The organism is Stenotrophomonas sp. RIT309, from assembly GCF_000632045.1.
Taxonomy (GTDB): domain Bacteria; phylum Pseudomonadota; class Gammaproteobacteria; order Xanthomonadales; family Xanthomonadaceae; genus Stenotrophomonas; species Stenotrophomonas indicatrix.
In genome coordinates, this window is record NZ_JFYS01000042.1 from 16843 (window position 1) to 37313 (window position 20471).

General features: G+C 67.4%; 19 protein-coding genes. 13 read left to right on the forward strand and 6 right to left on the reverse strand.

What is annotated here, in order from left to right:
- Positions 1-2 precede the first annotated feature (2 nt).
- Positions 3-614, forward strand: a complete 612-nt coding sequence (locus tag BW38_RS02740; RefSeq protein ID WP_032978006.1) for a YbhB/YbcL family Raf kinase inhibitor-like protein — start codon at positions 3-5, stop codon at positions 612-614.
- A gap of 110 nt (positions 615-724) precedes the next feature.
- Here BW38_RS02740 and BW38_RS02735 read toward each other — a convergent pair whose 3' ends face one another.
- The 3 genes from BW38_RS02735 to BW38_RS02725 all read right to left on the reverse strand — a co-directional run bounded on the left by BW38_RS02735 (position 725) and on the right by BW38_RS02725 (position 3031).
- A complete protein-coding gene (locus BW38_RS02735) occupies positions 725-1195 on the reverse strand; it encodes an META domain-containing protein (protein WP_032978007.1) in 471 nt (156 codons plus the stop codon).
- Positions 1196-1335: 140 nt separating this feature from the next.
- Positions 1336-2163, reverse strand: a complete 828-nt coding sequence (locus BW38_RS02730; RefSeq protein ID WP_025875974.1) for an META and DUF4377 domain-containing protein — start codon at positions 2161-2163, stop codon at positions 1336-1338.
- A gap of 73 nt (positions 2164-2236) precedes the next feature.
- Complete coding sequence (locus BW38_RS02725; RefSeq protein WP_032978010.1) at positions 2237-3031, reverse strand: undecaprenyl-diphosphate phosphatase; 795 nt, start codon at positions 3029-3031, stop codon at positions 2237-2239.
- A gap of 219 nt (positions 3032-3250) precedes the next feature.
- On the opposite strand from BW38_RS02725, the gene glnA reads away from it, so the two are divergent.
- From glnA to BW38_RS02670, 11 genes are all read left to right on the forward strand, one after another.
- Positions 3251-4660, forward strand: a complete 1410-nt coding sequence (gene glnA / locus BW38_RS02720) for a type I glutamate--ammonia ligase (protein WP_010487206.1) — start codon at positions 3251-3253, stop codon at positions 4658-4660.
- 347 nt (positions 4661-5007) lie between these two features.
- Entirely contained in the window at positions 5008-5346 is a 339-nt protein-coding gene (locus tag BW38_RS02715) for a P-II family nitrogen regulator (protein ID WP_004134334.1), read from the forward strand.
- Between the two features lie 22 nt (positions 5347-5368).
- Entirely contained in the window at positions 5369-6799 is a 1431-nt protein-coding gene (gene amt / locus BW38_RS02710; protein WP_032978013.1) for an ammonium transporter, read from the forward strand.
- 288 nt (positions 6800-7087) lie between these two features.
- Positions 7088-7834, forward strand: coding sequence for an N-acetylmuramoyl-L-alanine amidase (locus BW38_RS02705; protein ID WP_032978016.1), 747 nt, complete (start codon positions 7088-7090; stop codon positions 7832-7834).
- Positions 7835-7950: 116 nt separating this feature from the next.
- On the forward strand, positions 7951-9105 hold the full coding sequence (locus BW38_RS02700; RefSeq protein WP_032978019.1) for an MltA domain-containing protein: 1155 nt from the start codon (positions 7951-7953) through the stop codon (positions 9103-9105).
- A 109-nt stretch (positions 9106-9214) separates the two neighbouring features.
- Positions 9215-9517: a hypothetical protein gene (locus tag BW38_RS02695; protein WP_032978020.1), complete on the forward strand. Its 303-nt coding sequence runs from the start codon at positions 9215-9217 to the stop codon at positions 9515-9517.
- Positions 9518-9599: 82 nt separating this feature from the next.
- A complete protein-coding gene (locus BW38_RS02690; RefSeq protein ID WP_032978022.1) occupies positions 9600-11645 on the forward strand; it encodes a TonB-dependent receptor in 2046 nt (681 codons plus the stop codon).
- 163 nt (positions 11646-11808) lie between these two features.
- Positions 11809-12870 (forward strand): ATP-binding protein, encoded by a 1062-nt coding sequence (locus tag BW38_RS02685; RefSeq protein ID WP_032978300.1) that lies wholly within the window; start codon positions 11809-11811, stop codon positions 12868-12870.
- Positions 12863-14311 carry a nitrogen regulation protein NR(I) gene (ntrC, locus tag BW38_RS02680; RefSeq protein ID WP_032978024.1) on the forward strand — a complete coding sequence of 483 codons (1449 nt, stop codon included), beginning with the start codon at positions 12863-12865 and terminating at the stop codon, positions 14309-14311. The genes BW38_RS02685 and ntrC overlap by 8 nt, the downstream gene beginning before the upstream one ends.
- Before the next feature lie 93 nt (positions 14312-14404).
- Positions 14405-14974 carry a superoxide dismutase family protein gene (locus BW38_RS02675; protein WP_025875951.1) on the forward strand — a complete coding sequence of 190 codons (570 nt, stop codon included), beginning with the start codon at positions 14405-14407 and terminating at the stop codon, positions 14972-14974.
- A gap of 33 nt (positions 14975-15007) precedes the next feature.
- Positions 15008-15640: a superoxide dismutase family protein gene (locus tag BW38_RS02670; RefSeq protein WP_025875949.1), complete on the forward strand. Its 633-nt coding sequence runs from the start codon at positions 15008-15010 to the stop codon at positions 15638-15640.
- A gap of 115 nt (positions 15641-15755) precedes the next feature.
- Here BW38_RS02670 and BW38_RS02665 read toward each other — a convergent pair whose 3' ends face one another.
- Positions 15756-16643, reverse strand: coding sequence for a hypothetical protein (locus BW38_RS02665; protein ID WP_025875947.1), 888 nt, complete (start codon positions 16641-16643; stop codon positions 15756-15758).
- A gap of 93 nt (positions 16644-16736) precedes the next feature.
- On the opposite strand from BW38_RS02665, the gene BW38_RS02660 reads away from it, so the two are divergent.
- Positions 16737-18032, forward strand: a complete 1296-nt coding sequence (locus BW38_RS02660) for an acetyl-CoA C-acetyltransferase (protein WP_088100805.1) — start codon at positions 16737-16739, stop codon at positions 18030-18032.
- A gap of 123 nt (positions 18033-18155) precedes the next feature.
- On the opposite strand, the gene BW38_RS02655 is transcribed toward BW38_RS02660, so the two are convergent.
- Entirely contained in the window at positions 18156-19463 is a 1308-nt protein-coding gene (locus BW38_RS02655) for a heme biosynthesis HemY N-terminal domain-containing protein (protein WP_032978029.1), read from the reverse strand.
- A gap of 6 nt (positions 19464-19469) precedes the next feature.
- A complete protein-coding gene (locus tag BW38_RS02650; protein ID WP_032978031.1) occupies positions 19470-20450 on the reverse strand; it encodes a uroporphyrinogen-III C-methyltransferase in 981 nt (326 codons plus the stop codon).
- Between the last annotated feature and the right edge of the window lie 21 nt (positions 20451-20471).

A 20471-nucleotide genomic window follows, 5' to 3' on the forward strand; every position in this document is an offset into this window, starting at 1 on the left:
TGATGCAACTGAGCAGTCACAGCCTGGCCAACGGTGCGCCGATCGACCGTGAGTTCGCCGCCGGCGATGCCGCCGGCTTCGCCCCCGACCGCAACCCGCACCTGGCCTGGAGCGGCGTGCCCGATGGCACCCGCTCGTTCCTGCTGGTGTGCGTGGACCCGGACGTGCCAACGGTGCCGGAGACGGTCGGCCGCGATGACATGAGCGTTCCGCGCGATCAGCCGCGCGGCGATTTCGTGCACTGGGTGATGGCCGACATTCCGGCCTCGGTGCAGGAGATCGCCGCTGGCAGCTGCAGCGATGGTTTCGTGGTGAAGGGCAAGACCGCGCCGACCGGCCCGGCCGGCAGCCGCCAGGGCCTGAATGATTTCACCGGCTGGTTCGCCGGCAATCCGGACATGGCCGGTGATTACCTCGGCTACGACGGCCCGTACCCGCCGTTCAACGACGAGCGCGTGCACCGCTACTTCTTCCGCGTGTTTGCGCTGGATGTGGCCACGCTGTCGTTGACGGAACGCTTCACCGCCGCCGATGCGTACCGTGCCATGCACGGCCACGTACTGGCCGAAGCGGCGCTGCACGGCACCTACACGTTGAACCCGGCGTTGGCCTGATAACAGCCTTCGGGTAGTGCCGGCCGCTGGCCGGCATCCGCTGTACGTGGCAGCCGGCCAGCGGCCGGCTCTACCCACCAGCGAAGAAGGGCGGCCAGTGGCCGCCCTCTTCATTTCGCCGGCAGCGGCGCGGGTTTGAACACCAGCACTTCGCCCTTGGCATTGCGCACGACCAATGCACCGGTGTCGTCCAACGCGAGGGTGGGTGCGGTATCGCGACCGTGAAACAGCGTTTCGGCTCGCCGTTCCTGCGCATCCACCTTGGGATTGATGCACAGCGCGGTGGTCCGGATGCCGCTCTCCAGGATCAGCCGGTCGTTCTGCAGGTGGTAATGACTGCTGGCCTGGTTGCACAGGTTCAACTCGCTCATGTAGCCGGGCTGGAAGCGCAGCGTGTACGGCGCCCGGCCCCTGACGAACAACGCGTCGATACGCTTGCCCTGCGCGTCGGTGGCGCGCGTGAGCTGCCACGGATGGGCTTCAAGCTGGTCGGTGGTGGGTGTGCTGGCGGCGCGTGCACTGCTGCCAATGCCAATGCCGATGGCCAGCCAGGCCAGTGTGAGCATGTACGTCCGTTTCATGCCGATCTCCCTGATGCATGTGGGTAGTGCCGACCGCTGGCCGGCATGTTCCGCAGGTCGCCTGAGCTGTGTGCAGCCGCCGGCCAGAGGCCGGCCCTACCCACAACGAAGAAGGGCGACCTCGCGGCCGCCCTCCTGCATTACTTCTTCTCGATGGCCGACTCGACCACCATGTCCAGCACGTACGCCTGCGACGGCGCATCGGCCGGCGGGTTCTTCACTTCGTAGCGCTTCACGCGCACCACGTTGCGCACGCCGTCTTCGTGGGTGTAACCCTCGATGTTGCCGTAGAAGTTCTCGAACTTGCCCGGCTCGCCCTGCTTCAGGCCCTTGTCGTCGAACTTCACTTCGCGCACCTGCAGGCACTGGTAATCCGGGATCAGCGGGTGCGAGCACTTCTCGGTCTTCGCAGCCACTTCCAGGAACACGGTTTCGCCGGCGCCGCCATAGCGCGTTTCAGCGGTCGGTTCCGGGTTGAACACCAGCACGTCGCCCTTGGCGGTGGTCAGGGTCAGCACGCCGTTGGCGTCCTGTTCGGCCTTCAGTTCGCCCTGCAGACGGCTGGAGACGGCTTCGTCCAGCGCCATCAGCGCCTTGTCGGTGCAGGCCATCATGGTCGAGGCCATCGCGCTCACGCTCAGCTTGCCATCGGCCAGGGTGTAACCGCCGCCCATGCGGTTGCAGGTGTTGCTGACCGACAGGCGGCCATCAACGAAGTCCAGGGTGACCGGCTTGTCTTCGCGGGCAAACAGCGCATCAATGCGCTTGCCATCGGCCGCGGTGGCCTGCTGCAGCAGCCAGTGCTGGCTCTGCAGGCGCTGCGCATCCAGGTGTGCCAGCGCCTTCTGGTCGCCGGCCTTGGCCGCGGCCGGGGCCAGATCGTCACCGCCGGTACCGGCCGGGGCAGGGGTCTGGCTGCAGGCGGCCAGCAGGGCCAGCGGGAGGAGCAGGGTGAGCTTGCGGTTCATGGTGATTCTCCTTGGGGAACCGAGGGGGAAACGGACCGGGGCCGGCAACGGGGTTCCCGTGCTCCGGCGCTGTTCAGCTGCCGGACGGCAACCACAGCAGCAATGCAGCGCCCAGGGCGATGCGGTAAATCGCGAACGCCGTGAAGCGATGCGACTTGATGTAGCCCATCAACCACTTCACTACGACGAAGCCGGTGATGGCTGCGGCAAGGAAGGCCACGCCAACGTCGGTCCAGTTCTCGCTGCCCAGGTTCCCTTCCTTGGCCAGTTCCAGGAAGGTGTAGGCGCTGGCGGCGAACATGGTGGGAATGCCGACCAGGAACACGAACTCGGCAGCGGCCGCGCGGCGGCTCAGGCCCAGCAGCATGGCCAGGAAGATCGCCGAGGCCGAGCGCGAGGTACCGGGGAACACGCCGGCCACCACCTGCGCCAGGCCAACACCGATGGCCACCGTCCAGGTCACCTGGTCGCGATCGGGCAGGCGCGCGGTATAGGCCTCCACCAGCAGCATCCAGATGCCGCCGATGATCAGCGCCCAGGCCACCGGGCTGACGGTTTCCGGCAGCGACCAGCCGGCCTTGCGCACCACCAGGCCGACTACTGCGGTTACCAGGAAGGCCGCGCCGAGCTTGAACACGTACTCGCGGTTCTCGCGCTGGCCGAAGCCGGTGGCCAGCTGCAGCAGGCGCTGGCGGAACACCAGCACCACGGCCAGGATCGCACCGGCCTGGATGATGATGTTGAAGAAGTCCGATCGCGCGCCCAGCCAGTGCTGGGCGATCAGCAGGTGGCCGGTGCTGGAGATCGGCAGGAATTCGGTCAAGCCTTCGAGGATGCCCAGCAGCAGGGCGGAGAGCAGGTCGGACATGGACGGTGCGGGCGCTGGCGGCGGAAGAAGCCCGAGAGAATAGACGATCCATGCCGCACCAAACGGGTGCGTGCGGTAATCCGCGCACCCGTTTGGTGCATGTGCGTCTGCACCGCGCTGGGGCAGGCGCTTTGAAATCAACAACTTGTGAAGGCCGAAAAGTTGGCACGGTCGTTGCTGTACCTCAGCAGGCATTCATTCCCATCCGAGGTCGTACCGATGTCCGTGGAAAACGTTGAGAAGCTGATCAAGGACAACCAGATCGAGTTCGTCGATCTGCGTTTCGTCGACATGCGTGGCGTCGAGCAGCACGTCACCTTCCCGGTCAGCATCATCGAGCCGTCGCTGTTCGAAGAAGGCAAGATGTTCGATGGCAGCTCGATCGCCGGCTGGAAGGGCATCAACGAATCGGACATGGTGCTGCTGCCCGATACCGCCAGCGCCTACGTCGACCCGTTCTATGCCGATCCGACCATCGTGATCAGCTGCGACATCCTCGATCCGGCCACGATGCAGCCGTACGGCCGCTGCCCGCGCGGCATCGCCAAGCGCGCCGAGGCCTACCTGAAGTCCTCGGGCATCGCCGAAACCGCGTTCTTCGGCCCGGAGCCGGAATTCTTCATCTTCGATTCGGTCCGTTTCGCCAATGAAATGGGCAACACCTTCTTCAAGGTCGATTCGGAAGAAGCCGCCTGGAACAGCGGCGCCAAGTACGACGGCGCCAACAGCGGCTACCGTCCGGGCGTGAAGGGCGGTTACTTCCCCGTTCCGCCCACCGACACCCTGCACGACCTGCGTGCGGAGATGTGCAAGACCCTGGAACAGGTCGGCATCGAAGTGGAAGTGCAGCACCACGAAGTGGCCACCGCCGGCCAGTGCGAGATCGGCACCAAGTTCAGCACCCTGGTGCAGAAGGCCGACGAACTGCTGCGGATGAAGTACGTCATCAAGAACGTCGCCCACCGCAACGGCAAGACCGTCACCTTCATGCCCAAGCCGATCGTCGGCGACAACGGCAGCGGCATGCACGTGCACCAGTCGCTGTCCAAGGGCGGCACCAACCTGTTCTCCGGTGACGGCTACGGCGGCCTGAGCCAGCTGGCGCTGTGGTACATCGGCGGCATCTTCAAGCACGCCAAGGCCATCAACGCCTTCGCCAACTCGGGCACCAACAGCTACAAGCGCCTGGTGCCGGGCTTCGAAGCCCCGGTGATGCTGGCCTACTCGGCGCGCAACCGTTCGGCCTCGTGCCGCATTCCGTGGGTGTCCAACCCGAAGGCGCGCCGCATTGAAATGCGCTTCCCCGATCCGATCCAGTCGGGCTACCTGACCTTCACCGCGCTGATGATGGCCGGCCTGGACGGCATCAAGAACCAGATCGACCCGGGCGCACCGAGCGACAAGGATCTGTACGACCTGCCGCCGGAAGAAGAGAAGCTGATCCCGCAGGTCTGCTCCTCGCTGGACCAGGCGCTGGAAGCGCTGGACAAGGACCGCGAGTTCCTCAAGGCCGGTGGCGTGATGAGCGATGACTTCATCGACGGTTACATCGCGCTGAAGATGCAGGAAGTGACCAAGTTCCGCGCGGCGACCCACCCGCTGGAATACCAGCTGTACTACGCCAGCTGACCGGCTGCGATGGCGGTGGGTAACCCCTCCCACCCGCCGCCATCGCATCCGTCTTTGCGGCTGGGGAGCCGCAGGGCGGGCTCCGGCCCGCCGTGGTAGAGCGGACCGTTGGTCCGCTGCATTGGAAACGCGGGCCCTTGGCCCGCAGATCCAGGGGCAAGAGAGAGACCGGACACGCGACATGGGCCGCCCTCCCTCCCGCGTCGGCCGTGCAAGGAGAGAGGCACGGCTGTCCCGGCCCGATTCGTGTCCGGTGCAACAGCCACGGCCATCACCACGATGGCCCGTGGTTGCCTGATGCCATCGCGCGTTCGCGCGCTGGCCCCATCCACCATCGGGACATGCGCATGAAACTGATCTCCGCCATCATCCGACCGTTCAAGCTCGACGAGGTCCGCGAGGCCCTGTCCGATGCCGGCGTGTCGGGCATCACCGTGACCGAAGTGAAAGGCTTCGGCCGCCAGAAGGGCCACACCGAGCTGTATCGCGGTGCCGAGTACGTTGTCGACTTCCTGCCCAAGATCAAGATCGAAACCGTGGTCACCGACGAACGTGCCGACGCAGTGATCGAAGCGATCCAGTCGTCTGCAGGCACCGGCAAGATCGGCGACGGCAAGATCTTCGTGACCGCTGTCGAGCAGGTCATCCGCATCCGCACCGGCGAAATCGGCGCCGACGCGCTGTAAGCCCCCTTCCGGAGACTCCCCCATGAAGATGCGCCTTCTCACCGGGTGGCAAGCCCGGTTCCATCTGGTGTGCCTGCTGATTCTGTTCAGTGCGCTGGCCGCCGGTGTCTGGCCAGGCAGTGCACATGCCCAGGCCCAGGTCACGCCGCTGCAGAGCGAAGCCGTGGCCGTCGAGCCCTTGCAGGACCCGACCGCCGCTGCGCCTGCGGCTGCCGAAGCGGTGGCCGCGCCCGCCTATGACCATGGCGACGTCGCCTGGATGCTCACCTCCACCCTGCTGGTGCTGCTGATGGTGGTACCGGGCCTGGCCCTGTTCTACGGCGGCCTGGTGCGTTCGAAGAACGTGCTGTCGGTGCTCAGCCAGATCCTGGTGGTGTTCTCGCTGGTGCTGCTGTTGTGGGTGGCCTATGGCTACAGCGCAGTGTTCAGCGCCGGCAATCCGTTCTTCGGCTCGTTCACCGAATTCGCCTTCCTCAAGGGCTTCGCCCCGGAGTCGGTGGGCAACACGCCGATCAAGGGACTGCCGGACTACCTGTTCGTCGCCTTCCAGTCGACCTTCGCCGGCATCACCACCGCGCTGATCGTCGGTGCCTTCGCCGAGCGCATCAAGTTCCGCGCGGTGCTGCTGTTCTCGGCGCTGTGGTTCACCCTCAGCTACATCCCGATGGCGCACATCGTCTGGGGCGGCGGCTACCTGGGCGAACTGGGCGCGATCGATTTCGCCGGTGGCACCGTGGTGCACATCAACGCCGGCGTGGCCGGTCTGGTGGCTGCATGGTTCGTCGGCAAGCGGCTGGGCTACGGGCAGACCGCGTTGAAGCCGCACAACGTGCCGTTCACCTATATCGGCGCGATGCTGCTGTGGGTCGGCTGGTTCGGCTTCAATGCCGGTTCTGCCGCCGCCGCCGACACCGTCGCCTCGCTGGCCTTCCTCAACACTGTGCTGGCGACTGCTGCAGCGGTGCTGGGCTGGACGCTGGTTGAAGCGATCAGCAAGGGCAAGCCGTCGGCACTGGGCGCGGCCTCGGGTGCGGTGGCAGGCCTGGTTGGCATCACCCCGGCGTGCGGTACCGTCGGCCCGCTCGGCGCGATCGTCATCGGCCTGGTTGCCGGCGTGGTCTGCGTGTGGGGCGTGACCGGCCTCAAGCGCCTGCTGAAGGTGGACGACACCGCCGACGTGTTCGGTGTGCATGGCGTGGGTGGCATCGTCGGTGCGATCCTCACCGGTGTGTTCAGCGCGCAGTCGCTGGGCGGCACCAAGGCCGATCTGGATATCGGCCACCAGGTGTGGGTGCAGGTGGTCAGCGTCGGCCTCACCGTGCTGTGGTCGGCCGTGGTGACCGCAGCCATCCTGCTGCTGGTCAAGGTGGTGGTCGGCCTGCGGGTCACCGAGGAGGCCGAGCGTACCGGCCTGGATGTCACCTCGCATGGTGAATCGGCCTACGAGGCCTGATGCATCTACATGGTGGGTGCCGACCGTTGGTCGGCACTGCATCTGCTCTGGTAGGTGCCAAGCTTGCTTGGCACTGCTCCTGCGCTGGATTGCTCCTGCTCTGGAGGATGCCGACCGTTGATCGGCACTGCATCTGCTCTGGTAGTTGCCAAGCTTGCTTGGCACTGCTCCTGCGCTGGACTACTCCCGCTCTGGTGGGTGCCGACCGTTGATCGGCACGGTCGGTGGCCCAGCCACGCATGGCGTGGCTCTACTGCATCGTCCGGGCTTATCGCGCACAATCGGGGCATGCACCCGATCCGCACTTCCCTGATGCTCTCGGCCTGCCTGCTGCTGGCCGCCTGTGCCTCCACGCCGCAGGAAACCCGCAACCCGCTTGCCACCTGGGTGCCGTCGCCGAACCAGAACGCGCGCACGCCGGTCATCATCGTCATCCACCACACCGAGCAGAAATCGGTGCAGCAGAGCCTGCACACGCTGCGTACCGCCAACAGCGGCGGGCGGGTCAGTGCGCATTACCTGATCGGCGCCGATGGCCATCGCTACCAGCTGGTGGCCGATGAGCGCCGCGCCTGGCACGCCGGTTCCGGGCGCTGGGGCACCATCACCGATCTGAACTCCGCGTCCATCGGCATCGAGCTGGACAATGACGGTCGTACGCCTTTCAGCCCCGCGCAGATCGAATCGCTGATCGTGCTGCTGCGCGACCTCACCGAACGGCTGAATATTCCGCCGCGGCAGGTGATCGGTCACGCCGACCTGGCGCCGACGCGCAAGGAAGATCCCAGCCGCTTCTTCCCGTGGCAACAGTTGGCCGAAGCCGGTTTCGGCGTGTGGCCGCGCGCTGCCGATGGTGCTGCGCCGGAAGGATTCGATGCATGGGCCGCGCTGGCGCGCTTCGGTTATCCGCTCGACAACCGCGAAGCAGCGGTACGGGCGTTCCACCGCCGTTTCCGTGGCAGCGACACCCTGCCGAAAGTCCTCGACGCCGAAGACGCGCGCATCCTGCATTCGCTGTTGCTGCAGACCCCGTAGCCGGTAGCGCCGGGCCATGCCCGGCGAGCGCACCGCGCGGGATCCGCTTCTCGCCGGGCATGGCCCGGCGCTACCCAAGGTTGCCGCGCCACCATCGGCCCCACTACATTGCGACGATGATCACTGTTACGTCGCCGCGCGCGCTCCTCACTTTCTTGGCCGTTGCCCTGCTTGCCGGCTGCGCCACCACGGGCAACCGGCCTGAAGCGCCGGCCGTTGCCAAGCCCGCTGCCGCCACCTACGCCAAGGTCGACTGGAACACGTTGCCGGCCGTATCCGATACCGACCTGCAGGCCGGCTTCGCCGCTTGGCGCAGCAGCTGCACCCGCCTGAAGAACGATGCGACCTGGGCCAAGCCCTGCGCGACCGCCAGCACCGTGTCCGACAAGGACGCCAGCGCGATCCGCGCATTCCTGCAGCGCGATCTCGATGTCTATTCCCTGCGCGCCGGCGGCCATCGCGCCGACGGCCTGATCACCGGCTATTACGAGCCCATCTATCCGGGCAGCCTCACCCGTACCGACACCGCCACCGTGCCGGTGTACGGCACACCCGATGATCTGGTGGTGGTGCAGTTGGACAGTGTCTATCCCGAACTGAAGGGCAAGCGCCTGCGCGGTCGCGTGGAGGGCAAGGTGCTCAAGCCCTACGACGATGCCGGCAGCATCGCCAGCAAGGGGGCCAAGGCGCCCGTGCTGGCCTGGCTGACCGATCCGATGGACCTGCAGCTGCTGCAGATCCAGGGTTCGGGGCGGGTGCGCCTGGCCGATGGCAAGCAGGTGCGGCTGGCCTATGCCGAACAGAACGGCCATCCCTATCGCGCGATCGGCCGCTGGCTGGTGGAGCAGGGCGAGCTGAAGAAGGAAGACGTCACCATGGACGCGATCCGCGCGTGGGCGAAGGCACATCCGGCGCGGGTACCGGAACTGCTGCGCAGCAATCCCAGCTACGTGTTCTTCGTGCGCAGCGCGGACAGCCCGGAAGGTCCGCGCGGTTCGTTGAACGTGCCGCTGACCGCCGGCTACAGCGTGGCGGTGGACCGCACCGTGGTGCCGCTGGGCAGCCTGCTGTGGCTGTCCACCACGCGCCCGGACGGCACGCCGGTGGTACGCCCGGTGGCCGCGCAGGACACCGGTGGCGCCATTGCCGGCGAGGTACGTGCCGATCTGTACTGGGGCAGCGGCGATGCCGCCGGCAAGCTGGCCGGCGACATGAAGCAGCAGGGCAACCTGTGGCTGCTGTGGCCGAAGGGTGTGGCGTTGCCGCAGTAGGTCAGCAGGGGGCAGATCCCCCTCCGCAGGAAAGGGATCTGACCCCCATATGCCTGATAATGGCGCCATTCCGAACTTTCCGGTCGCGCATGCGGCCAGGACCCATGCAATGAAATACGCAAAGAACAACGCAAAATCCAACACGAAGAAGTACTACAAGCACTGGGCCGAATCGGGCCTGGGCAAGGGCAACGTGCTGATGGAAGCCCGTGGCGAGAAGATCGTGCGCCAGGTGGAAATCTACGGGGCCAAGGTCGTGTGGGCCGATGAAACCGACCATAGCGATGACCGCTTCGTGCTGGCCGACCAGCCGGTGTCGTTCATGGACTTCGACGAAGACGACGAGATCAGCGCGCGCGAGTTTGAAATTGCTTGGAAGAAGGCCCGGGAAGCCACCGGCTACCCCGTCTAAGGTCGAGGGAGCTGCAGTCATCGGATGGCTGGTGGAATCGAAATGTTATAAAGTTTCATTTCCAGCATCCCCCGGCCTCCCGATGAAGACTCCCACGCTGGTGGCCGCGCTAGCGGCCGCCCCGTTCGCCCCTGAAGCATTCGCCCAGTCCGCCGACGCCGCGCTCACCCTGGGCAAGGTCGATGTGCACCAGCACAGCGAGGGGCAGCTGAGCGCACACCAGGTGCTGACCTCGGTGGACGTGCTGGGCGCGGACCAGATCGAAAACCGCAACGTGTCGCACAGCTGGGAACTGCTCGGGCAGATGCCCGGCATCCAGCTGACCGAAACCCGGCAGGGTGCAGAGTCGGGCAAGGTCAGCTTCCGCGCCTTCAACGGCGAGGGCTACCTCAATGCCATCAAGACGCTGATCGACGGTATCCCCAGCAACGTCAACAGTGGCAACCAGCGCTTCATCGACATGCTGTTTCCGCTGGAAATCAGCTACATCGAAGTGGTGCGCGGTACCAACGATCCGCGCTACGGCCTGCACAACATCGGCGGCAACGTGAACTTCGGCACGCGCCAGGGCGGCACCTACACCGACGCGCGGCTGGCCTATGGCAGCTACAACACCCGCGATGTGCAGCTGGCGATGGGCCGCGAAGCCGACGGCTTCGCGCAGAACTACTTCGTCGGTACCCAGGCCAGCGACGGCTACCGCGACCACGACAGCTCGAAGAAATACGCGTTGGGCGGCAAGTGGTTCTTCGGCTCGCTGGAGGAGGGGCTGCGCATCGGCCTGACCGCGCGCGCCTACCATCACGAGGCCGACGAACCCGGTTTCATGACGGCGGAAGAGCTGCATGCGGGCCGCCGCCGCAGCGACCTGCGCAACGCCAATGACGGCGATGACCGCGACATGCGCCAGTTCGCCGCGCACCTGGACATGAAGCTGTCCGACGTGGTGACCTTCGGCACGCGGCTGTACTACAACCGCTATGAAGACGACCGTCGTGTGACCTTCAGTGACCTGCCCAGCGGTAACCTGCCGCGCCAGCGTCGTGTCTGGGACGAGCGCCAGGCAGGCCTGCTCGGCACGCTCACCTGGCAGGCCAGCCCCATGCTTACCGTGGAAGGCGGGCTGAACTACGAGCAGCAGGACAATGGCTACCGTCGCGAGCGCTACGCCTACGCCGAGCCCACCGATTTCAGCCAGGTACCGGCACGCGTGCAGAACAACGACCGCCACAGCTTCGACAACTGGGGCGCCTACGTGCAGGCCATCTACCAGCCGGTCGAAGCGTGGAAGATCGTGCCGGCCTACCGCGTGGACCGTTTCAGCGGCCACACCCGGCTGATGAATGGCGCCAACGGCCGCCTGCAGGACTACGGCAGCATCGGCCAGCCCAAGCTGAGTGTCATCCACAGCCTGGGTGAGCACACCCACGTCTACGCCAACTGGGGCCGTACCTTCCAGGTGCTGACCGGTTCCACCGCGCCGGCCTACCTCACCCCGGGGCAGGCACCGATGCAGCCCTCCACCAACACCGGCATGGAGCTGGGCCTGAAATTCCAGCCCTTCGCCGGCAGCCAGGCCCGGCTGGCGGTATGGCAGCAGGACGCGGAAAACGAAGTGTCCAACATGCCGGCCACCGGCACCACGGTCACGCTGGGCAAGACCCGCCGCCGAGGCGTGGATGCGCAGATCAGCGCGCAGCTGGGTGACGCGTGGACGCTGTGGGCCTCGCATGCCTACCAGGAGGCGAAGATCACCCGCGACGACCGCGCCGCTGGCGTGACCCTGCAGGGACGCGAAGTGGCCGCCACCCCGCGCCACATCAGCAACCTCGGCCTGGACTACCAGGCCAGCGATGCCCTGCAACTGGGCCTGCAGGCGCGCGCGCAGGGCGATTACTACCTGGAAGAGCGCAACGCCACTGGCAAGTTCGGCGGCTTCGCCGTGCTCGACCTCAGCGCGAAGTATCAGATCACCCCGGCCTGGAGCGTGGACCTGCAGCTGAAGAACGTGACCGGCCGCGAGTATGCCTACGCGTGGTACGACAGCTTCTTCTGGGACAGCGCCCGCCCGATGTTCTCGCCCGCCCCGGGCCGCGCGGTCTTCGTCGGCCTCAACATGAAGCTGTAACCGCAAAGCCGGTAGTGGTCGAGCTTGCTCGACCTGCAGGGGGCAGAGCCCTTTCCTGACGGAAAGGGATCCGACCCCGGACCCCGCAGCGCAAGGGGTCAGATCCCTTTCCGCGAGGAAAGGGCTCTGACCCCAAACCCACGTTTTGCACTACATTGGTGCAATGTCCGACCCCACGCCCCCGCCGTCCCTCGATGCCCTCGGCACGCCGCTGGCCTGGGCCGGGCCCGATGGCCGCATCGCCGGCTGCAACCCGGCCTTCGCGCGCTGGCTGGGCGTCAGCGGCCGGCGCCTGCTCGGCCAGCCGTTGGCCGCGCTGGAAGTGCAGGGTGAGGCGCTGGCCCATTTCCTGGCCCGCGACGAGCGCGACAGCCTGCGCCTGAACCGGCTGGCGCTGGCGTTGCCGGGCGAAGCCGCGCGTTTTGCCGAAGGCTGGATGAGCCGCCGCGACGATGGCGGCTGGCTGCTGGAGGCGCATCCGGTCGATGAGTTCCCCGGGCTCGACCCGACCCAGGCCCTGCCCAGCGCGCTCAGCGCAGCGCTGAAGGGCCTGGCGCACGAACTGCGCAATCCGCTGGCCGGGTTGAAGGGCGCCGCACAGCTGCTGGCCCGCCGCGCGGCGCAGCGCGATGCCAGCGAACGCGAACTGATCGACCTGATCGGCTCGGAGATCGAGCGGCTCAATGGCCTGCTCGAGCAGCTGCTGTCACCAGCACCCGCCGCGCCACATGCGGCGCTGAACATCCACGCCGCGTTGGAGCGGGTGCTGCGCCTGGCCGAGAACGAGGCCGGCTGGGCCGTGCGCCTGCAGCGCGACTATGACCCCAGCATCCCCGAATTCGATGGCGACGCCGATCGCCTCACCCAGGCGGTATGGAACCTGGTGCGCAATGCCATCCAGGCCGGTGCCGGCAACATCACCCTGCGCACCCGCGTTGAACACGGTGTGCGCATCGCCGAGCAGCTGCACACCCTGGCGTTGCGGCTGGAAATCGCCGACGACGGCCGTGGCGTGCCCGAAGAACTGGCCGAACATCTGTTCCTGCCCCTGGTCAGCGGTCGCGCCGAAGGCACCGGCCTGGGCCTGGCGCTGGCCCAGCAGGTCGCGCGCGAGCATCGCGGCACGCTGACCTACCGGTCGCGCCCGGGCCATACCGTATTCACCCTGCTGCTGCCGATCGGCAACGGCACCGCCGCCGCCGAGGAGGCCCCGCGCGATGTCTGAGTCTTCCGCGTCCCCGCCGTGCATCTGGGTGGTCGACGATGACCGCGCCGTGCGCTTCGTGCTGTGCACCGCGCTGCGCGAGGCCGGCTACCAGGTGGTCGACTTCGACAGCGCCGCCCCCGCACTGCAGGCGCTGGCTGATGGCCCGCCGCCTGCGCTGCTGTTCACCGACGTGCGCATGCCCGGCGACGATGGCCTGGTGCTGCTGGACAAGCTGAAGGCCGCGCTGCCGCAGCTGCCGGTGGTGGTGATGTCGGCCTACACCGACGTCGCCAGTACCGCCGGAGCGTTCCGCGGCGGTGCGCACGAGTTCCTGTCCAAGCCGTTCGATCTGGACGACGCGGTGGCACTGGCCCAGCGCGTGCTGCCTGCGGTGGCGCCGGCCATGGCCGCGCCGACGCCCGCCGCAGAAGCCGCCAGCGACCAGCCGCCGCAACTGGTGGGCGATACGCCACCGATGCGCGCGCTGTTCCGCGCCATCGGCCGCCTCGCGCAGGCGCCATTGGCGGTGCTGATCATCGGCGAAACCGGTACCGGCAAGGAGCTGGTGGCCAACGCGCTGCACCGCGAATCACCGCGTGCGCAGCATCCGTTCGTCGCGCTGAACACCGCCGCCATTCCCGCCGAGCTGCTGGAAAGCGAGCTGTTTGGTCATGAAGCGGGTGCGTTCACCGGCGCGCAGCGGCGCCACATCGGCCGCTTCGAGCAGGCCAACGGCGGCACCCTGTTCCTCGATGAAATCGGTGACATGCCGTTGCCGTTGCAGACGCGCCTGCTGCGCGTGCTCGCCCAGGGCGAATTCTTCCGCGTGGGCGGACGCGAACTGATCCGCGTCGACGTGCGCGTGGTCGCCGCCACCCACCAGGATCTGGAAGGGCTGGTCGCGCAGGGAAAATTCCGAGCCGATCTGCTGCACCGCCTGGACGTGGTGCGCCTGCAGCTGCCGCCGCTGCGCGAGCGCCGCGAGGACATCGCGCAACTGGCCACCACGTTCCTGGCGGCTGCCGCGCGCAGGCTCGATACGCCGCCCAAGCGGCTGACCGCCGCCGCCCTGCAGGCGCTGCGCGAGCACGACTGGCCGGGCAACGTCCGCGAACTGGAAAACGTGTGCTGGCGCATGGCCGCACTGGCCGCCGCCGATACCATCGGTGTGGCTGATGTTGATACCGCGCTCAACCGTGCCCGCAGCCGGCGCAGCAGCACGGCCGCCGGTGACCCGGGCCAATGGGAAGCGCTGCTGTCCGAATGGGCACGCCGGCAGCTGGCCGAGGGCACTGAAGGCCTGCACGCGCAGGTGCGCGAACGGGTCGACCACGCCCTGTTGGAGGCCGCCCTGCAGATCACCCACGGTCGTCGCGCCGAAGCCGCCGCGCGCCTGGGCCTCGGCCGCAATACGCTTACCCGCAAGCTGGGCGCCGGTCGCCGCCGCGGCGGCCATTGAACGGTGCCTGCACGCGATCCTCGCACCCGCTTGCTGAACTGTTGATCCTCCATGGACGATGCCGTCCGTAGTGTTACCTGCAAGGAGTCCTCGATGCGTTTGTCCTTCGCCCTTCTGCCGCTGTCCGCTGCCGTGCTCCTGTCTGCCTGTGGCAGCGCACCGAAGAAGCCGCAGCCCACACCGCCGCCGGTGGTCACCACGCCCGTGGCCCAGCTGGCCGAAGCCAACCTGGCGCCAGCCTCGGCCAGCATCGTCAGCGGCCGTCTGGTGTTGAAGACCGAAAGCGGTGGCGTGCACTTGACCGGCCTGGTTGGCGGCCTGCAGCCGATGCAGCAGGCCGGCTTCCACATCCACGAGCGCGGTGACTGCAGCGCGGTGGACGCCAGCAGCGCCGGCAACCACTTCAATCCCGCCGGTGTCGCGCACGGTCGTGCAGGCAGCGGCAAGCACCACCTCGGTGACATCGACAACCTGCAGGCCGACGCGCAGGGCCGCGCCAACATCGATGTGCATCTGAAGGGCGTTACCCTGGGCGGAGGCGCCGCCACGGATATCGCCGGGCGTGCACTGGTCGTGCATGCCAGGGCCGACGACTATCGCAGCCAGCCCGCCGGCAATGCCGGCGTCCGCATCGCCTGCGGCGTGATCCGGGTAACCCGCTGATCACACCACCGGCATTTCCCAAGGAGAGTTTCCATGCGTCTGATCCACACTTCGCTGTTCGCGGCCATCGCTGCACTGGGCCTTGCCGCCTGCAACCAGCAGCCGGCAGCACCGGCAGCCGAAGCCCCGGCCACCACCCCGGCCGAAGGTTCGGCAGCGCCGGCCGACCCGGCCACTGCACCGGCTACCGCAGCGGCCCCGGCAGCCGATGCCTCGGCCACTGCCGAACTGGCACCGACCCAGGGCAATGAAACCAAGGGCTCGATCACCTTCAAGCTGGTCGACGGCAAGGTGCACGCATCCGGCCAGATCAGTGGCCTGAAGCCGGGCAGCGAGCACGGCTTCCACATCCACGAGAAGGGTGACTGCAGCGCGCCGGACGGCATGAGCGCCGGTGGCCACTTCAATCCGGGCAAGCAGGACCACGGCAACGTGGCCACTGATCCGCACCACGGTGGCGACATGCCCAACATCAAGGCCGACGACAAGGGCGTAGCCACCATTGATGGTCCGGTGTCGAGCAACGTCAACATCGGCAAGGGTGATGATTTCGACATCATCGGCCGCGGCCTGATCGTCCACGCCGACGCGGACGACTACAAGACCCAGCCGACCGGCAACGCCGGTGCGCGACTGGCGTGCGCGGTAATCAACAAGGCACCGTAAGAAAACCAAAACGCCGGCGCAAGCCGGCGTTTTTCAGTTGATCCGCCGAGCATGGCCCGGCGCTACCGTATTCCGTGGGTAGCGCCGGGCCATGCCCGGCGGCATTACCTGGACGTCAGCGCGCCAGCAGTTCGCGCGCGTCCTGGCCGGCTTCGCAATGCACGAACAGCACCGGCACACCGTGCGCTTCCAGCACCGCGGCCATCTGCCGCTGGCGCATCAGGAACTGCTCGTAGATGCCCTGCAGGCGCTCGCAGTCGCCCTTGCCGTGGTTGTAATGCGCGCACCAGCCGGCCGGGTCGAACAGCGCCATGCGCGCTTCGCCCTGCGTATAGCGCAGCAACGGCTCGGGTGCGTCACTCAGCCACTCGTCCTGGCCCGGGGCCATGATCGCGGTTTCAATCAGCGGCCACAGCGCGGCCAGTCCCTGGTTGTCGTACTGCATCGACATCATCGCGGCCAGGTCGTTCACGGTGAAATAGCGCGCGTGCTCGACGCGCGCACCGAACGTGTTCTGTGCCATCAGCGCGGTATCGGCATGGGCCATGCCATTGGCCAGCAGCACCTCTTCCAGGGCATCGGCCACGGCTGTCGTGGTGGCCACGTCGGTACCGGTCAGCAGGAACGGCACCACCCGCAGGCCACCGCCTACCAGGGTAGCGTCGGCCTGGAACGGCAGCGGCACATCACCGCTGGCGTCGGCGCCAAAGGCCAGCACGCGCGGGCCCTGGTTGCTACCGGGCGCGCGCATCTGCAGTTCTTCCAGGCGGCGATGGATCGGCCAGCCGGGGCGAAGCACTTCGGCCGGATCGAAATGGGCGGCGGCGAACACCAGGTCCAGCTCGGCCACCTGTGGCACCAGCTTGGACAGGTCGCGGCCGACGCGTTCGGCCAGTTCACCGGCCTGTTCAGCGCTGAGCACCGCCTGGCGGGGGATTTCGCCGCCGGCCAGTTCCAGGGCCAGCACGCCAAGGGCATTCATCGCAGGGTCGGGTTTGCTCATGGTTCCACGGTTGGCCCATCACAGGGCGGCAGCTACACTTGGCCCCATTATGCCTGCTCTGTCGTGCAGGCCATGTTGCAGACACCCTCATCCATGCCAGGTATCTCCATGCCCAACGCTCGTCCCGTCGCCATCCTCGGTGGCGTCCGCATTCCGTTCTGCCGGCAGAACACCGCGTATTCGGATGTCGGCAACCTCGGCATGTCGGTGCGTACGCTGGGAGCGCTGGTCGAGCGCTTCGGCCTGCACGGCCAGCAGCTGGGCGAAGTGGCGATGGGTGCGGTCATCAAGCACTCCAGCGACTGGAACCTGGGTCGCGAAGCCACGCTGTCCTCGGGCCTGTCGCCGTTGACCCCCGGCATCACCCTGCAGCGCGCTTGCGGCACCTCGCTGGACAGCATCATCACCGTTGCCAACAAGATCGCCTTGGGGCAGATCGAGTCCGGCATCGGCGGTGGTTCGGACACCACCTCCGACGTGCCGATCGTGTACGGCAAGAAGCTGCGTGCGCGCCTGTTGGCGGCCAACCGTGCCAAGAGCACCGGCGACAAGATCCGCGCACTGACCTCCGGCTTCAAGTTCGCCGAGCTCAAGCCGGAGTTTCCGGGCGTGGCCGAGCCGCGTACCGGCAAGAGCATGGGCGACCACTGCGAGGACATGGCCAAGGAGTGGAACATCTCGCGCGACTCGCAGGACGAGTGGGCGGTGTCTTCGCACAAGAAGCTGGCCGCAGCCTATGAGCGCGGCTTCTTCAATGACCTGATCGCACCGTTCCGCGGCGTCGAGCGCGACAACATCCTGCGTGCCGACACCTCGCTGGAGAAGCTGGCCACGCTGAAGCCGGCCTTCGACAAGGTATCCGGCCGTGGCACCCTGACCGCAGCCAATTCCACCCCGCTGACCGATGGCGCCGCTGCCGTGCTGCTGGCCAGCGAAGAGTGGGCACGCGCACATGGCCACGAGCCGCAGGCCTACCTGCGCGACGCACACGTGTCGGCCGTCGATTTCGTGCACGGCGAAGGCCTGTTGATGGCGCCGACCGTGGCCGTGCCGGAGATGCTCAAGCGCAACGGCCTGACCCTGCAGGACTTCGACATCTACGAGATCCACGAAGCCTTCGCCGCACAGGTGCTGTGCACCCTGCGTGCGTGGGAGAGCGAGGATTACTGCCGCAACCGCCTCGGCCTGGATGCGCCGATGGGCCGCATCGACCCGGACAAGATCAACCTGCTGGGTTCGTCGCTGGCCACCGGTCACCCGTTCGCCGCCACTGGTGCACGCGTGATCGCCACGGCGGCCAAGCAGCTGGCCGAGCGCGGCGGTGGCCGTGCGCTGGTGTCGATCTGCACCGCCGGCGGCATGGGCGTGGTGGCGATCGTCGAACGTTGAACGCCACGGTAGTGCCGGCCGCTGGCCGGCAACGTTGGAATTGAAAACGCCGCCCGATGGGCGGCGTTTTTGTTATCCCGGCGGGCTCACACGCCAACCAAGGTTGGCGACTACCGAAGCGGGTCACGGCATCCGCGGGTTGCCAAACGCGTCGCGCTCTTCATTGGCGTCGTACACCGGCGGCAGCGGTGCAATCGACTGCTCCTCGACGGTCGCATGCAGCGGCGGGTCAACTACCGCTGCCGGTGCACGCACCAGCGCCACGCTGTCTTCGCCACGCTGCAGGCGCAGCGCGTTGGCCAGGCACTGCGCGGCCAGCACGTGTTCGCCACGTTGCGCGAAGGCTTCGCCCAGCGCTTCCCACGCAGGGGCGCCGGCACCCGCGGCGATGGCTTCATGCAGGAACGCATCGGCCGCGTCCCACTGTTGCTGCGCCAGCGCGATGCGGCCCTGGGCCAGGCGCAGGGCCGCCGAGTCGTCGTGCACGTTGCGCCAGCGCTGCAGGTTGGCCTGGCGCGTGGCCAGACGTTCGGCCGGCAGACGGCCATACACGGCCACCAGTTCGTCATCCCAGCGGTGGTCCAGCGCCTGCTCAAGCGCCAGCAGTGCCGGTTCGTCCCAGTCCAGTGCAACTGCACGGGTGGCATAGGCGGCAACCACGTCCGGGGTCGGTCGCAGCGCCTTCGGCGTGGCTTCCCACTGCGCAGCCAGGGCGTTGACGTCGCCCGCTTCCAGCAGTGCCTGCGCGGCCAGGCGTGCTTCCAGCTCGCTGCTGGCCTCGGCCGGAAGCACCTTGGTCTGGCGCAGCGCGCCCAGCTGGCCGTAAGCCTCGTGCGCGCGGCCAGCACGTGCCAGCGCTTCGGTACGCAGCCACAGACCACGCGGCGGCAGCGGCTGGATCGCTGCCACATCCAATGCATTGATCGCATCCACCGGCAGATCGTTGGCCAACAGCTGCTCGGCACGCAGCAGTGCCTGCAAGGTCGCATCGCTTTCGCCCAGGCGCTGCAGCAGCGCCTCGGCAGCGGGGGCATCGGCCCGCACCTGCGCGCTGCGCACGGCATTGGCCAGGGCAACCCCGCTCACTTCCGGATCCTTGGCGGCGCCATCCAGCAGCTTCTCGGCGCGCTGCCACTGGCCATGCTCATAGGCCAGCAGACCATCGATCAGGCGCACCCGTCCCTGCTTGCGGCGGTAGCGGCCCCAGGCACGGAACGGCGCGGCGATCAGGCTCCACAGCAGCCACAGCACCAGCACGCCGATCACCGACAGCAGCGCTACCTTCGGCAGGTTGCTGTGGTAGTCGTAGCCGCCATAGCGCAGGGTCACTTCGCCGTAGCGGTTCAGGTCATCGGTGCCGAGCCATTGCGCGGCAACTACGCCAATGGCCACTGCCAGCAACAGCACGACCAGTGATTGCAGGGGTTTCATACGGGCTTACCTCCGGTCGGTCTGGGTACGCAGTTGTTGCAGGGTGCTGCCAAGCACGGTGTCATCGGCCTGCAATGGCAGCGAGCGCAGGGCATGGAGTTCAGCACGTTGCGCGCGCAGGTCCGGTGAATCCGGCCAGCGCCGCTGCGCCCAGTGATCGATTCTGTTCAGCGCGGCATCGCGGCCTTTGCCGTCGCCGCGCTCGATCGCTGCGCGGGCCAGGGTCAGTTCCAGCTGCAGCGCCGTATCGATGGTGGCGCGCTCGGCCGACGTCAGCGGGCCGTTCAGGCGGCTCGGGGTGATATCCACGAAGGGCGCCAGCGCGGCCTGCCACCATGGTTTTGCGGTGTTGTTGGCCGGCGTCTGCGCGATCTGCGAAGGCAGGCCCTGCAGGGCCTTGCCCAGCGCGTCCAGGCGTTGCAGTGACAGCACGCGCGGGCCAGCGCCCAACGCATCCAGCGCGTTGCGTTCCTGCACCAGTGCCTGGCGCAGGTTCAGGCCGTCGCTGTCGGGCAGATCGGCCAAGGCAGTGGCGGCCAGCGCATACAGCCGGCGTGAGCCTTCCACGTCATCGGCAAAGGCCAGCCGCTGTGCGGCCTGGGTCAGCAGCAGTTCGGCCTCATCGCGCTGCACGGCCTGGCGGCCCTGGTTGGCGCTGTCGGCCAGCTTGGCCAGGTTTTCTTCCAGCAGGGCACTGCGTTGCGACAGGCCCAGCACTTCGTCGCGCAGCACCCGGTTGGTGGTGGCCGCATCCTGCAAGCGCTGGCTGGCAGCGCGCTGGTCGCGGCGCAGGGCCTCGACCGTAGCCTCCAGCCCCTTCAGCTGCACGGCGGTGGTCTGCGCCTGCGCCAGCTGGTCGCTCTGCTGCTTCTGCCAATAGTGGTAGCCGGCATAGCCGCCCGCGCCCAGCACCGCCAGCACGGCAAGCGGCAGCAGCCAGCGCATGGGGCGATGGGGCGATGGAGCGGGCGGCAGAGTGTCGTTCATCGGGCTTCCTTGTCGGCGGCA